This window comes from Streptomyces sp. SID13666, assembly GCF_010548325.1.
Classification (GTDB): Bacteria; Actinomycetota; Actinomycetes; order Streptomycetales; family Streptomycetaceae; genus Actinacidiphila; species Actinacidiphila fildesensis.
On the sequence record NZ_JAAGLX010000074.1, the window covers coordinates 15428 to 29430 of the forward strand.

General features: G+C 71.4%; 10 protein-coding genes, 1 other RNA gene and 1 pseudogene. 3 read left to right on the forward strand and 9 right to left on the reverse strand.

Annotation, left to right across the window (positions count from 1 at the left end; all coding sequences use genetic code 11):
- The first annotated feature begins 88 nt into the window (after positions 1 to 88).
- Entirely contained in the window at positions 89 to 1453 is a 1365-nt protein-coding gene (locus G3I60_RS41655; protein ID WP_239070960.1) for an MFS transporter, read from the forward strand.
- Between the two features lie 28 nt (positions 1454 to 1481).
- Here G3I60_RS41655 and ssrA read toward each other — a convergent pair.
- The 5 genes from ssrA to ftsE form a co-directional block, all read right to left on the reverse strand.
- Positions 1482 to 1871: a transfer-messenger RNA gene (ssrA, locus tag G3I60_RS41660) on the reverse strand.
- A gap of 145 nt (positions 1872 to 2016) precedes the next feature.
- On the reverse strand, positions 2017 to 2496 hold the full coding sequence (gene smpB, locus G3I60_RS41665; RefSeq protein ID WP_138357582.1) for an SsrA-binding protein SmpB: 480 nt from the start codon (positions 2494 to 2496) through the stop codon (positions 2017 to 2019).
- Positions 2497 to 2514: 18 nt separating this feature from the next.
- On the reverse strand, positions 2515 to 3699 hold the full coding sequence (locus tag G3I60_RS41670) for a S41 family peptidase (protein ID WP_138357583.1): 1185 nt from the start codon (positions 3697 to 3699) through the stop codon (positions 2515 to 2517).
- Positions 3700 to 3766: 67 nt separating this feature from the next.
- Entirely contained in the window at positions 3767 to 4684 is a 918-nt protein-coding gene (gene ftsX / locus G3I60_RS41675; protein ID WP_138357584.1) for a permease-like cell division protein FtsX, read from the reverse strand.
- Between the two features lie 53 nt (positions 4685 to 4737).
- Entirely contained in the window at positions 4738 to 5427 is a 690-nt protein-coding gene (ftsE, locus tag G3I60_RS41680; RefSeq protein WP_138357585.1) for a cell division ATP-binding protein FtsE, read from the reverse strand.
- Between the two features lie 273 nt (positions 5428 to 5700).
- Here ftsE and G3I60_RS41685 point away from each other — a divergent pair, with 273 nt between their 5' ends.
- Entirely contained in the window at positions 5701 to 5889 is a 189-nt protein-coding gene (locus G3I60_RS41685; protein WP_164299236.1) for a hypothetical protein, read from the forward strand.
- Positions 5890 to 6025: 136 nt separating this feature from the next.
- On the opposite strand, the gene G3I60_RS41690 is transcribed toward G3I60_RS41685, so the two are convergent.
- The 4 genes and pseudogenes from G3I60_RS41690 to G3I60_RS41705 all read right to left on the reverse strand — a co-directional run bounded on the left by G3I60_RS41690 (position 6026) and on the right by G3I60_RS41705 (position 12572).
- Positions 6026 to 6940 (reverse strand): hypothetical protein, encoded by a 915-nt coding sequence (locus G3I60_RS41690; protein WP_164608479.1) that lies wholly within the window; start codon positions 6938 to 6940, stop codon positions 6026 to 6028.
- Positions 6941 to 7188: 248 nt separating this feature from the next.
- Positions 7189 to 8310: a peptide chain release factor 2 gene (gene prfB / locus G3I60_RS41695; protein ID WP_138357588.1), complete on the reverse strand. Its 1122-nt coding sequence runs from the start codon at positions 8308 to 8310 to the stop codon at positions 7189 to 7191.
- A 1126-nt stretch (positions 8311 to 9436) separates the two neighbouring features.
- A pseudogene (locus G3I60_RS46140) lies at positions 9437 to 10660 on the reverse strand (serine/threonine-protein kinase); the annotation flags it as partial.
- 277 nt (positions 10661 to 10937) lie between these two features.
- The gene (locus tag G3I60_RS41705; RefSeq protein ID WP_164608481.1) at positions 10938 to 12572 is read right to left on the reverse strand and encodes a serine/threonine-protein kinase; all 1635 of its coding nucleotides are present in this window, start codon (positions 12570 to 12572) and stop codon (positions 10938 to 10940) included.
- Positions 12573 to 13017: 445 nt separating this feature from the next.
- Here G3I60_RS41705 and G3I60_RS41710 point away from each other — a divergent pair.
- Positions 13018 to 14003, forward strand: a 986-nt coding sequence (locus tag G3I60_RS41710) for an FHA domain-containing protein (protein ID WP_164608482.1), incomplete at its 3' end; no start/stop codon positions are given.

The window sequence follows — 14003 nt, forward strand, 5'->3', positions numbered from 1 at the left end:
TCGCCCGAAGCCATTGACAACAGAAATGCGTCAATGGCCGCCGATCAGGTGTTGGACCGCGACGGGAGCCCGCCACGAGGCTGATCGCATGCACCGTCCCGCACCGCTGCTGCTCATGGCCACCGGCGGTACCCTCATCGCCGCCGACCGCACCGTCAACCACCCCGACGCCGTCCGGCCGCCCCGCCGCCCCCTCCCGCCCCGGCAGGCCCGTACGCCGCGGCCGTCCGGCCGCTTCGGCGCCTACCGGCGGATCTTCGCCGCTCCGGGCGCCACCGCCTTCACGGTGGGCAGCCTGCTGTCCCGCGCCCCGATGGGGATGTTCGGCGTCAGCCTGATCATCATGATCGCCACGACCCGCGGCTCCTACGCCCTCGCGGGCGCCGTGGCCGCCGCCGGCATGGCCGCGACCGCCGTCCTCGCCCCGGTCGTAGCCCGGCTCACCGACCGGTACGGGCAGGCCAGGATCGCCGTGCCCGCCACCGTGTGGTCCGTGGCGGCCTGCCTCGTCCTGCTGCTCTGTGTGCACTACGACGCCCCGTCCTGGACGCTCTTCGCCGCGTACACCGCCAGGTCCACGTCCCCGAACACCGGCGGCATGGCCCGCGCCCGCTGGGCGCACCTCTACCGGGACGACCCCGCGGCCCGCCATGTGGCCAACTCCTTCGAGCAGGTCGCCGACGAGCTGTGCTTCATGCTCGGCCCGGTACTGGCCGCGTTCCTGTGCACAGCGCTCTTCCCCGAGGCGGGCATGCTGGTCGCGAACGTCCTGCTGCTCAGCGGGGTACTGCTCTTCGCCGCCCAGCGCGGCACCGAGCCGCCCGCCCCCGGACGCTCCGCGGCCCGTAGCGGCTCCCTGCTGCGGGTACCCGGCCTGCCGGCCCTGCTGGCGGTGTTCTTCTGCACCGGGGTGATCTTCGGCGCGCTGGAGGTCACCACGATCGCCTTCGCCGACGCCCGCGGACACGCGTCGGCGGCCGGCGCCGTCCTCGCCCTGCAGGCCGCAGGCTCCGGCACCGCGGGCCTGCTCTACGGCCTGTCCAAGCCCACCGGACCCGTCACGGCCCGCTTCGCGGCCTCGGTGGCGGCGATGGCCGCCCTGATGACCCTGCCGCTGCTCGCCGGCGGGCTGCCGGCGCTCGCCTGCTGTCTCTTCCTCGCCGGCTGCGCCACCGCCCCCACCATGGTCAACGGCATGACCCTGGTGCAGAGCCTCGCCCCGTCGGCCCGCCTCAACGAGGGCATGACCCTCGCCGTCACCGGCATCCTGGCCGGCATCTCCACCGGCGCCGCCCTGGCCGGCACCGCCGCCGAACGCTTTCCCCCGGGCACCGGCTTCTGGCTCCCGGCCGCCGCGGGCGCACTGGCCGCCGCCCTGGCCCTTCGGGTGCACGGGAAGCGCACGGGAGGGACACTCCCGGAAAGCGCACATGAAAAAGGCCCCACCGCGTGAGCGGCGAGGCCTTCGTCATACATGGGGTTGGTGGAGATGGCGGGAATCGAACCCGCGTCCTGTGGTGCGGAATCAGGGCTTCTCCGAGCGCAGTCCGCTGTGCTTTTCTCAGCCCTGGCAATCACGCGGACAAGTTGCCAACGGGCTCAGTCACTGTTTGGTTTCCTTCAAGCCCCCGTGACCGGGTCATGAAGTTTAGTTCCCTTGATTATGCCAGGATCCAGGCCGGGAACAGCTCCTGGGCTGACACTCCGTAGAGCTTTCTCTCTAGCTACTTATTAGGCAGCGAGGGAGAAAGCGGAGGCATCGCGCTTGGTGTTGGCGATTATGTTTTGCGACATATGGTTAACGAGATCATTGCCGCTTCCTCGGCTCGCTTCCCCTGCTTCGACATCCCCAGTCGAAACCGATCATCCCCATGTTGATTTTTCAAAGTGTCACCGGCGCAGCCGGGCGAACCCGACAGATCCGGTGGCGCTGCACCCATCGTACGTGACCAACGCCTTGACGGGCCACTGCATTCCCGCGCGCCCGGGCCGGGCGCGGCACCTCGCGCGCGGGTGTCAGGCGCGCTGGCGCCTGCGGACCGCGGAGATCGCGCGGTTCGACTCCCGGGTGTCCTGCTTCTCACGCAGGGTCTGCCGCTTGTCGTACTCCTTCTTGCCCTTGGCCAGCGCGATCTCGACCTTCGCCCGGCCGTCCTTGAAGTACAGCTGGAGCGGGATGATCGTGTGGCCCGACTCCTGCGTCTTGTGGATCAGCTTCGCGATCTCGGTCTTGTGCAGCAGGAGTTTGCGCTTCCTGCGCGCCGCGTGGTTCGTCCACGTCCCCTGGGTGTACTCGGGGATGTGGACGTTGTGCAGCCACGCCTCACCGCCGTCCAGCTGCGCGAAGCCGTCCACCAGCGAGGCACGGCCCATGCGCAGCGACTTGACCTCGGTGCCGGTCAGCACCAGGCCCGCCTCGAAGGTGTCCAGGATGAGGTAATCGTGGCGCGCCTTCTTGTTCTGCGCGATCAGCTTGTGACCAGTCTCTTTCGCCATAGCGCGGCCATTCTCGCACTAGGAGGGGGGTCTGAGGCCACTCAATACTTGTCTGGCCTCCGCGACCGCCTTGTCGGAGGCTCCCGAGGGGGCCGATCCGCCGCTCACCGTGAGGTCGGGCTCTATGCCCCTGCCGTCCACGTTGCGCCCGTCGGGCAGGCTGTAGTGGCCGACGGTCAGCTCGGCGACCGAGCCGTCCGGCAGTTCGCTGGGCATCTGCACCGCGCCCTTGCCGAAGGTCCGTGAGCCCACCACGACCGCCCGGCCGCGGTCCTGCAGCGCGCCCGCGAGCAGCTCCGCGGCGCTCATGGTGCCGCCGTCGACCACGGCCACCAGCGGGGTCTCGGTGTCGCCGCCGTCGCTGGCGTAGAGGGCGCGCTGCCGGCCGTGCACGTCATAGGTGGCGACCAGGCCGCCGTCGAGGAAGACCGAGGAGACCGTGACGGCCTCGGTGACCAGCCCGCCGGAATTGCCGCGCAGATCGAGCAGCACGCCCCGGCTCCCGGCGCGCACCGCGGCACGTACCGCGGACCGCACCTGGCCGCCGACGCCCTTGGTGAACGCCTCGATCTTGATGGAGGTGACGTCCCCCTCCAGCTTCCCGACGGTGACGGCCTCGGTGGCCAGCACCGCGCGACGCAGCGTGATGTCGCGGTTACCGCCGGCGTGGTCCAGGCCGAGCCGGACGACGGACCCCGCGGCGTTGTCGCCGCGCAGCTCCGCCACGACCTCGGTGACCGGCTTGCCGTCCGCCCGCACCCCGTCGATCGACTGGAGCCGGTCGCCGACCTGCACCCGCGCGAGCGCCGCGGGGCTGCCGGCCTGCACCCGGGCCACCTGGATCCAGCCACCGCCGGTGCGCCGCACCCAGAGCCCGACGCCCACGTACCGGCCGTCCAGGGCCTGTTGCAGGCCCGCGTACTCCTGGGCGGTGTAGAACGAGGACCAGCGGTCGCCGCTGCGGCTGACCAGCTCTTCGGCGGCCTCCGGGCCGACCTTGCCCTCGTCGATCGCCTTGGCGATCGCGTCGGAGTCGACGACGTTGCGCGCCGGAATCCTGCTCTGCGCGGCCGACGCGGACCGGGCCGGAACCGCCAGGGTGCCGACTGCCGCGCCGGTGGCCAGCACGGCGCCGAGAACCATCGTCAGGGCGACCCCGCGGCGTGAGCCGCGGGGCGTCCCGAACATCAACCGGCCGGACATGGCGGGAAGTCTAGGCCAGAAACGGGCGCCATACGGAGAGTTGACCGCAGACCACCCGAAGCGGCACTCAGACCTTGAGGTATTTACGCAGCGTGACGAGGGCGGCGAGGGCGGGCATCAGCATGCTGACCACGAGGACCAGCGGCAGCACCTTGATGACATCGCCCCAGCCGAGGAAGTTCACCAGCGGGATCTTGTCCTGCAGCTTCAGCCCGTGGTCGATCAGGAAGTACCGGCCGGTCATGAGCATGCCGCAGGCCACACCGCCGCCGACCAGGCCCGCGAAGGCCGCCTCGGCGATGAACGGCATCTGGATGTAGAAGCCGGACGCGCCCACCAAGCGCATGATCCCGGTCTCGCGCCGGCGGCTGAACGCCGAGACGCGCACGGTGTTGATGATCAGCAGCATCGCCACGATCACCATGAAGAGCATGGTCCCGAAGGCCACCGCCGTCATACCGCCGAGCAGGTCGAAGAGGTTCTTCAGCAGCTTGCGCTGGTCCTGCACCTCCTGGACGCCCGGACGGCCGGCGAAGGCGCTGGAGACGACCTGCACCTTCGTCGGGTCCTTGAGCTTGACGCGGTACGACTCCTGCAACTGGTCAGGAGAGAGGGACCCGGCGACCGGCGAGTCCTTGAACTGCTCCTGGTAGTGCTTGTACGCCTCCTGCGAGGACTCGTAGAAGACGGTCTCGACGACCGGGAGCTTCTCCAGGTCGGCCTTGATCGCCTTCTTCTGCTCGTCCGTGACCGCGCCCTTGGAGCACGAGGGGGTGCTCTTCGCATCCGCCTTGTTGCAGAGGAAGATCGACACCTGGACCTTGTCGTACCAGTACCCCTTCATGGCGTCGACCTGCTGGCTGGCGAGCCAGGATCCGCCGGCGAGGGCGAGCGAGAGGGCGACGGAGATGATCACCGCGAAGGTCATGGTGAGATTGCGCCGGAGACCGACGCCGATCTCCGACAGGACGAACTGGGCGCGCATGATGTCCTTTCAGGGGTTGGTGGCTATGACTACGGAGCAGAACCCGGTTCGGTTCAGTGCTGGTAGCCGTAGACACCGCGCGACTGGTCGCGCACCAGTCGCCCCTTCTCGAGCTCGATGACGCGCTTGCGCATCTGGTCGACGATGTTCTGGTCGTGGGTGGCCATCACCACGGTGGTTCCGGTGCGGTTGATGCGGTCCAGGAGCCGCATGATGCCGACCGAGGTCTGCGGGTCGAGGTTTCCCGTCGGTTCGTCCGCGATCAGCAGCATCGGCCGGTTGACGAACGCGCGGGCGATGGCCACACGCTGCTGCTCACCACCCGACAGCTCACCCGGCATGCGGTCCTCCTTGCCGGCCAGGCCGACCAGGTCCAGCACTTCGGGAACCGTCTTGCGGATCGTCCCGCGCGGCTTCCCGATCACTTCCAGTGCGAACGCCACGTTCTCCGCGACGGTCTTGTTCGGAAGCAGCCGGAAGTCCTGGAAGACCGTGCCCAACTGGCGCCGCATCTGCGGCACCTTCCAGTTGGAGAGCCTCGCCAGGTCCTTGCCCAGGACGTGCACCATGCCGGTGTCGGTGCGCTCCTCGCGCAGGATCAACCGGAGGAAGGTCGACTTTCCGGACCCCGACGAACCGACGAGGAAGACGAACTCGCCCTTCTCGATCTCCAGCGAGACATCCCGGAGTGCAGGACGGTTCTGCTTGGGGTAGGTCTTGGTGACGCTGTCGAATCGGATCACGTTCGCACCAGTGAGGTAGCCGGATATTGGGGGCGGACAACCGCAGGGGCGGCTCTCCTGGTGTGGGCGACCATACGCGAATGGCGTAGGGCCGCGCAGTCGGCGTCCTGGGTTCGTGTGTTTGCGCACAGGGCACAGGGGGACAAACCAGGCATCGGGCCATGCACGTCACCCTGTGAAATCATGCGAGGCGCGCCGATTGTGCCCGAAGCTGGCACAGTGGAGGAACGGAACGGCCTACCGGCGCGTTCACCGGGCGGAGGAGGAGATGGCATGACATCCGACCGACTGGTGTGCGCCAACTGCGCCGGCCCCGTGAGCGAGGGCCGCTGCGCGGTCTGCCGCGCCAACCGCGCCCGCCTCCAACAGGAAAACCCCTGGTCCGCCCTGACCCCGGCAGCCCTGATCGCCCTCCTGGTGGCGCTGCTGGCCGTGGTCCTGGTCGTCGAACACGCCACGTAACCGTCCCGGCACTTCCCGCTGTGCACAGAGGGGTCGGAAGACCACGCCGGTGAGAGAGCACGCCTGAGAGGGGCCCGGAGCGCGCCGCCTGCGCGCTCCGGGCCCCTCTCATGAAGATGTGCTACTGGCGGCCTGTTCAGGCAGCCGTGCGCCGGTTGGTGAGGCGCGGCATCATGCGGAAGCCGATGCCACCGGCGATCATCGTCGCGGCGCCGACCAGCAGGAAGGTGGTCTCACCGGAACCGGTCTTGGCCAGCTCCTGGTTGGTGTTGCCCTGCGCCACCGGCTTGGTGTTCTGGTTGTCGGTGCCGGTGTTGTTGCAGTTGACGCTGTCACCGGTCAGGGTGCAGGTGTTGCCGCCACCGGTCGAACCGCTGGACGAGGAACCGCCCGTGGTGCCCGTGGTGGTGCCGGCGGTCGTGCTGCCCGTGGTGGTGCCGGCCGTGGTACCGGTGCTGGTGCCCGTGGAGGTACCGGTCGACGTGCCCGTGGAGGTACCGGTCGACGTGCCCGTGCTGGTGCCCGTGCTCGCGCCGGTCGAAGTACCGGTCGACGTACCGGTGCTGGTGCCCGTGGAGGTACCGGTCGACGTGCCCGTGCTGGTGCCGGTGCTCGTGCCGGTCGAAGTACCGGTCGACGTACCGGTGCTCGTGCCCGTGGAGGTACCGGTGCTGGTGCCGGTCGAAGTACCGGTCGACGTACCGGTGCTGGTGCCCGTGGAGGTACCGGTCGACGTGCCCGTGCTGGTGCCCGTGCTCGTGCCCTCGGTGCCTTCGGTGGTGCCCTGGGTGACGCCGACGGTGGTGCCCTCGGTCGTGCCCTCGGTGACGCCGACGGTCGTGCCCTCGGTCGTACCCTCGGTGACGCCGACCGTGGTGCCCTCGGTCGTGCCCTGGGTGACGCCGACGGTCGTGCCCTCGGTGTCGCCCGCGGCGTTCGTCGTGACGGTAACGGCCTGAGCCACACCCACGGCGGTCAGGGACGCGCCCGTGGCGATGACTGCGGCGGCGGCTATACGAGCCATGCGCAGCCGAGTGTTCTTCTTGCTCATCTGGTAACTACCCCCAGTAGCGGATCTTCGTATGTGGAGCAGCTATGGACAGGACGGCAACTCACGTCCCGGTCATACGCATGCCGCGCAACACCTTTCCCATAATTCCCGGCAGCGTCAAGGTCATTCCAACCGGAATGCCGGAATTAGCGTCATATGGCGGTCAGTTGTGTAGGCGGCTGTGACATAAAAAAGGCAACTGCCATCCAATGGATGGCAGTTGCCGACAGAAACCGACGCGTCAGGCCCTAGTCCTGGGAGGCCTTCTGCTGGCCCTTGCGCCAGCGGATGCCCGCCTCGATGAAGCCGTCGATGTCGCCGTCGAGGGCGCCCTGCGGGTTGCCGACCTCGTAGTCGGTGCGCAGGTCCTTGACCATCTGGTACGGGTGCAGGACGTACGAACGCATCTGGCTGCCCCAGGAGTTCCCGCCGTCGCTCTTGCCGAGGGAGTCCATCAGAGCCTGCTCCTCCTGGCGGCGGCGCTCGAGGAGCTTGGCCTGGAGGACGTTCATGGCGCTCGCCTTGTTCTGGATCTGGGAGCGCTCGTTCTGGCAGGAGACCACGATGCCGGTGGGGATGTGGGTCAACCGCACCGCGGAGTCGGTGGTGTTGACGCCCTGGCCGCCGGGGCCCGAGGCGCGGTAGACGTCGACGCGCAACTCGGACTCGTCGATCTCGAGGTGGTCGGTCTTCTCGACGACGGGGAGCACCTCGACGCCGGCGAAGGAGGTCTGGCGGCGGCCCTGGTTGTCGAAGGGCGAGATGCGCACCAGGCGGTGGGTGCCCTGTTCGACGGAGAGGGTGCCGTACGCGTACGGGGCCTTCACCGCGAAGGTGGTCGACTTGATGCCGGCCTCTTCCGCGTAGGAGGTCTCGTAGACCTCCGTCTGGTAGCCGTGCCGCTCGGCCCAGCGCAGGTACATGCGCTGGAGCTGCTCGGCGAAGTCGGCGGCGTCCACGCCACCGGCCTCCGCGCGGATGTTGACCAGGGCCTCGCGGGCGTCGTACTCGCCGGAGAGAAGGGTGCGGATCTCCAGCTCGTCGAGCGCCTTGCGGACCGAGACCAGCTCTTCCTCGGCCTCGGCGAGGGCATCGGCGTCGGCCTCGTCCTCGGCGAGCTCGAACATCAACGACAGGTCGTCGATGCGGCCCCGGAGCTGCTCGGCCTTGCGCAGCTCGGCCTGGAGGTGCGAGAGCTTGCTCGTGATCTTCTGCGCCGCCTCCGGGTCGTCCCAGAGGGACGGCGCCGCGGCCTGCTCCTCGAGAACGACGATATCGGCCCGCATCGCGTCGAGGTCCAGGACGGCCTCGATCGACCCCATGGTCGAGGAGAGGGACTTCAGCTCTTCGGATACATCGACGACTGCCACGGGTCCAGACTACCGGCTGGTCGAACGGGACGTTCTCGCCCGGGGGCGGTCCTGTGACGGGAGACACCTCCGGGCGCCGGACCCGACCCGGCCCGAGGCATCGGCCGGACCGGCCCGGAGGCCGCACCCGCACCCGCCCGGAGGCCGCGCGTCAGACCTGCGCGGTGGCCCGGGTGAGGGCTCCGGCCGGGGTGCGGACGTACAGCTCCAGGACGCGGCCGGACGACGTGACGGCGGCCGGGGTGGTGGCCTCGGTGGCACCGGGCAGGGCGGCGACGGACCACTCCGCGCCGCCGGCGACCGGGCCCGCGGCCTGCGAGAGGCCGCCGGAGGTGGCGGGGGCGAAGGCGTAGACCCGGTCGCCGGAGGCCAGCGGCTCGGGGCGGCCGGCGGCGTCCATGCCCCGCAGGAGGACCGTGGGCCGCCAGGCGCCCGCCGAGTACGGCAGGCGCAGCACGGCGCCGTCGGCCTTACGGACGACGAACGCGTCCAGGGTGCCCTTCGAACGGGAGACGAGCCCGGGGGCCGCGGTGATGCGGCCCGGGGTGGGGACCACCGACCAGGCGTTCCAGCGGCTGCCGACGAGGGAGGCGGTGACCAGGTCGCCGCCGGACCGGCCGACGAGGTCGATCCGGCCGGGCTCGGAGGAGGCGGCGGCCGGGGCGGCGTCGAACCGGGTGCGCTCGTCGACCTGGTACCACTGGTTCCAGGTTCCGTTGATCATGGTCCGCCGGTAGAGCAGGCCGTCCGTGCCGAGGGCGAACAGGTCGAGGCGGCCCGGCGAGGCCGAGACGACCGCCGGGTCGTCGGCGACTCCTATTCCCGTCAGGTGCTGCCAGGCGCTGTAGGCGCCCGAGGCGCCGACGCCCCGGGTGACGTACCAGACGTCGTTGTCCTCGCCACGGGCGAAGACGTACGTGGTCCCGGCGATGGTGATGGCGCGCGGGCCGCCGACCAGCTTCACGCGGGGCGCGGGCACCGCGCTGAACGCGGACCATTGCGGCAGCTCGACCGGGGTGCCGATGGAGCCCTGCGGGGAGGCGGCGCCGGCGGTGGGTGCGGTGGGGTGCGTGGTGGGCGGAGCGGTGGTGGGGTGGTCGTTGTCGGCCGGGGCCGTCGGCCCGGAGTCGCCGCCCAGCGAGGCGATGCCCCAGCCGCCCAGCCCCGCGACGACCAGCGCGGCGGCAGCAGCCGCTCCGACCCGCACACGGCGGCGGCGCACGACGTCGGAGACGGCGCGGTGCCGCGGGCTCGCCGGGCGCCCGGCGGACGCCCCGCTGCCGCCGGAGCCGCCCTGGCCGCCACCGGAGCGGGAGCCGCGGCCGTACGCGGCCAGCTCCTCGGCGGAGGGCAGCTTCATGCTCGTGTGGGTGTCGCGGCTGGAGTCGGGGGCCGCGCCGCGCACCAGCGGCACGGCGCCGCGGTGGCTCGGCGGCTCGAACAGCCCGATGTCCGGCTCGTACGGGGTGTCTTCGTCGGCGTCCGCCGGGTGCTCGTCCGGCGCGTCCACGTCGAGCGGCGGCAGCCCGGCCAGCCGCGGCAGCTGGTCCCGGAGTCGTTCGCCCAGCTCACCGGCGGTGAGCCGGGACGCGGGGGCCTTGGCGAGACACTGCGAGAGCAGCTGCCACAGCTCGTCGGGGATGTCCGGGAGCGGTGCGACGGCCTCGGTCACATGGCGGCGCAGTACGGCGCCGGGGTGGCCGCCGCCGAACGGCGTGAAACCGGCCAGCAGCTCGTAGAGCACCGTCGCCAGGGCGTAAATATCGACACTTGCCCGGGGCGGGAGGCCTTCGATGATCTCGGGGGCGAGGTAGTCCGGGGTGCCGATGATGCGGGTGGCCCGGGTACGGCGCGGGGAGTCGACGAGGCGGGCGATGCCGAAGTCGGTCAGGAGCGCGGGGGGCGCGCCGCCGGGTCCGGTCGGGGCGGCGGAGTCGAGCAGCACGTTCTCGGGCTTGACGTCACGGTGGACGACGCCGGCCGCGTGCGCGGCGGCGAGGCCGTCCGCGACATCGGCGGCGATGGCGACGGCGGCCTCGGGGGCGAGCCGGCGCTCGCGCTCCAGCCGGGACCGCAGGTCGGTGCCCCGCACCAGGTCCATGACCAGCGCGAGGTCGGTGCCGTCCACGACGAGATCACGGATTCCGACGATCTGCGGGTGGTCCAGCGAGAGCAGCGCGGTGCGCTCCTGCACGAAGCGGCCCACGAGGTCCTGGTCGGAGGCGAGATCCTCGCGCAGCAGTTTGATGGCGACCGGACCCTCGGGGCCCTCACCCAGCCACACCGTGCCGGCGGATCCCCGCCCCAGCACCTGGTGGGCGGTGTACCGGCTGCCGATCTTCCTTGCCAAGGCCTGCTCCGACTCCTCCGACGGTCCGTCGCGCCGTATGCAGCGCTGTCGCGTTGGCGACAAAACTACGCGGCCCGGCGGCCGTTCGGGGGGCCGGTGTGCGGTGACGTGTGGTTCTGCGGGGGAAATCACCCGCCAGGTGTCGACAAGTCGGCAGCATGGCGCGCGTGATGGGGGTCGGCGGCGGGCATGACGAAGCCCGGCGGCACGCGTGACGAAGGTCGGCGTGAACGTCGGCGGTGATCGTGATGCGGGTCGGCGGTGAGCGGTGCCGGGGTCAGTTCCCCGACCCGGTCACCTCGTTGACCTTGTCCCAGGCGGTGCTGATCCAGCCCGTCGTGGTGTCCCAGAGGTTCTGACCGCTGTCGACCCACTCCGGGAGCGGCGTGGTGTACCAGACCACCACGAAGATGACGATCAGCACCAGAATCGTCGTCAGACAGCCCTTGAGGCAGCCCAGGCCCGGAATCTTCATCGGGTTGGCGCCGCGCGGCCGCGGGTCGCGCCGGGGCTCGGGCTCCGGCGGCCGCTGCGGCTCGTAGCGCTGCGGCTGCGGCTGCTGATAGCGCGGCTGGACCTGCTGCTGAGGCTGCTGCTGGTAGCGCGGCTGGGGCTGGGACGGCTGCTGCGGGGCGTACGGCTGCTGCTGCGGGTACTGGCCCTGGCCCTGCTGGTACTGATCCTGCTGGTACTGGTCCTGCCGGCCCCGGCCCTGCGGCTGGCCGCCGGGCTGCCGTCGCGGCCTGCGCCGCAGCGGGTCCTGCTCCGGGTCGAGGTACTGCAGCTCCGTCTGCTCGCGGCGCTGGCGGGCCGCGCTGAGCTGGGACTGCCAAGGGTGCGGGCCCTGCTGCTGATCCGCGTGGCCCTGCGGCGGGCCGTCGGGCACCGGCGGCAGGACGCGGGTGCCGTCGGCGCCGGCCGCGGGGGCGATCGGCAGCACACCGGTCGCGCCGTTCGGGTCGTAGCGGTGCGCGGGCAGCACCTGGGTCGGGTCGGCGCTGCCGGGGACGGTGGTCGGCGCGAGGTCGGGGCCGAGCAGCGCGGCGACGCCGAGCGCCGCCTCCGCCTCGGCGGGAGTCGCGTGCACACCGATCCCGGCGGCGGCCACGCGCAGCGCGCGGGCCAGGTTCTCGGCGCTGGGCCGCTCCTCCGGGTTCTTCCGCAGGCAGCGCTCGATGACCGTCCACAGCGGTTCCGGCACGTTGCCAGGGCGCACCGGCTCCTGGCTCAGGTGCGCGTGCAGCACCTCCAGCGCGTTGTCGCCGCGGAACGGCGCACGGCCGGTGACCAGCTCGTAGAGCAGGATGCCCGCGCCGTACAGGTCGACGGCGGACGTCTGCGGCTTGCCCTGCGCGGACTCCGGCGCGACGTAGGCCGGGGTGCCGACGAACTCGTGGGTGCGGGTGATGCCGGGCGAATCCGCCAGACGGGCGATGCCGAAGTCGGTGAGCATCGGGTGCATGCGCGGACTGCCGTCTTGGCCGTAGGTCGTGGCGAGCAGCACGTTCGCTGGTTTGAGGTCCCGGTGCACCACCCCGTCGGCGTGGCTGGCGGCGAGCGCGTCGGCGACGGCGGCGGTCAGCAGGGCGGCGCCGACCGGTGAGAACGGGCCGTTGTCGCGCAGGTACTGGTGCAGGTCGGGGCCGTCGACGAGGTCCATCACCAGGGCGAGCAGATCGCCCTCGACCACCAGGTCCCTGACCCGCACGATGTGCGGGTGGCGCAGCCGTACGAGTACGGCGCGCTCGCGCAGGAACCGCATCACGATGTCGGGGTCGCTCGCGAGCTCTTCCTTGAGCACCTTGATCGCGACGACGCCGTCCTCGTCGCGCACCTGGGCGCGCCAGACGGTCCCCGTGGCCCCGCGTCCGAGTACCTCCTCGAGGAGGTACTTGCTGCCTACCGGCCGCACGTCATGCGCTCCCTGGTCTTGGTGGTGCTTCGTGGTACTTCGTGGTTCCCTGCTGCGCGCGGCCTGTGGGGCCGACCGTGCCAACTGTAGTGCGGACGGCCGCGGCGGCCCGCTGACAGCCGCATTCCCTGGCCGCAGGTGGCCGCATCCGGCCCCGGGGACGGACCGCGGAGCTGGGAGGTATGACGCGGCAGGCCACCGCTTGGTTGCTCCGCGGCCGCCTTCCATTGCGACAAGCAGCACCTTTCCGGTCAACAACTGATCATTCAAGATCGCTCATGTCAGGACCGGGGGCGGGTTGTCAGTGGCAAGTGGGAGGATGCATCCCGTACGGGTGTGACGGGGCAACAGGAGCCCGCCCGCTCGTGCTTGTACGTGTCGACGCGCCCGTGCGCGGTGGGGAGGCTTCCTGCCAGGCATCCGGGCAGAAGGGACCGCGGACGAGATGCAGATCCGGCTGACCGTCCTCGGGCCGCGCAGCGGCCGAGCGGGGCGCACCTGCGACGTGCTGGTCACCGCGCCCGCGGGGACCGCGCTGAGCGCGGTTTCCGGAGCGCTCGCGTCCGGAGCCGGCTCCGGCCAGCCCGCGCGCTCCTCCGGCTCCTCGGTCGCGCTCTATTCGGGCGCCGAGCGGCTCGACCCGGGCGCCCTGCTCGGCATGCCACCGCTCGTGGACGGCGCCGTGCTGTCCCTGCACACCCCCGCCGAGCAGCACGCGGAGCCGCCGTCGGGCGCGTCCGCCCCGGCCCGGCTGTGCGTCATCGGCGGCCCGGACTCCGGCGGCGTCCATCTGCTGCAGGGCGGCCAGGTCAGGATCGGCCGCTCCGCCGAGGCCGATGTCCCGCTGGACGACCCCGACGTCTCCCGGCTGCACTGCACCGTCACGGTCGCGGCCGACGGCCGGGTCACCGTCGCCGACCTCGGCTCGACCAACGGCACCACCGTCGACGACCGCCCCGTCGGGGAGCGGCCGGTCGCGCTCTCGCCCGGCGCGCTGCTGCGGATCGGCGAATCGACGCTCCACCTGGAACCGGGCCCGCGGGACGCGGCCGTTCCGGCGGCGCCCGACAGCGAGGGCCATCTGCGGGTCACCCTCCCCCCGGGGAACGCATCCACGACCGGACGGACCGGCGGGACGGCACGGGCAGCCGGTGGCCACGGCTCGGCCACATACCCCGGCCCCCGTCCGGAGTCCGCGCCCGCGGCCCACAGGAGTCCCGAGGCGGCCGCCATGCCGCCACGGCCGTCCGCGCCGCCCGTCCCGTCCGCCGCCGGGCCCTCGCGCCGGCTGGACACCCCGCGCAGCGGTTCGCACGGCTACGCCGACCACGCCGAGGGGACGGACGACTCGGCGGCCACCTACGGCCGCGGCGAACGGCTTCGGCCGGACGACACCGTGCAGGTGCGGGTGCCGAAGCCGCCGCAGCCCGG

Excerpts from the sequence above, each read along its gene's own strand:
- G3I60_RS41655 (WP_239070960.1), top strand. The coding sequence starts at position 89 with ATGCACCGTCCCGCACCGCTGCTGCTCATGGCCACCGGCGGTACCCTC.
- smpB (WP_138357582.1), bottom strand. The coding sequence starts at position 2,496 with ATGGCGAAAGAGACTGGTCACAAGCTGATCGCGCAGAACAAGAAGGCG.
- G3I60_RS41670 (WP_138357583.1), bottom strand. The coding sequence starts at position 3,699 with ATGTCCGGCCGGTTGATGTTCGGGACGCCCCGCGGCTCACGCCGCGGG.
- ftsX (WP_138357584.1), bottom strand. The coding sequence starts at position 4,684 with ATGCGCGCCCAGTTCGTCCTGTCGGAGATCGGCGTCGGTCTCCGGCGC.
- G3I60_RS41685 (WP_164299236.1), top strand. The coding sequence starts at position 5,701 with ATGACATCCGACCGACTGGTGTGCGCCAACTGCGCCGGCCCCGTGAGC.
- G3I60_RS41690 (WP_164608479.1), bottom strand. The coding sequence starts at position 6,940 with ATGAGCAAGAAGAACACTCGGCTGCGCATGGCTCGTATAGCCGCCGCC.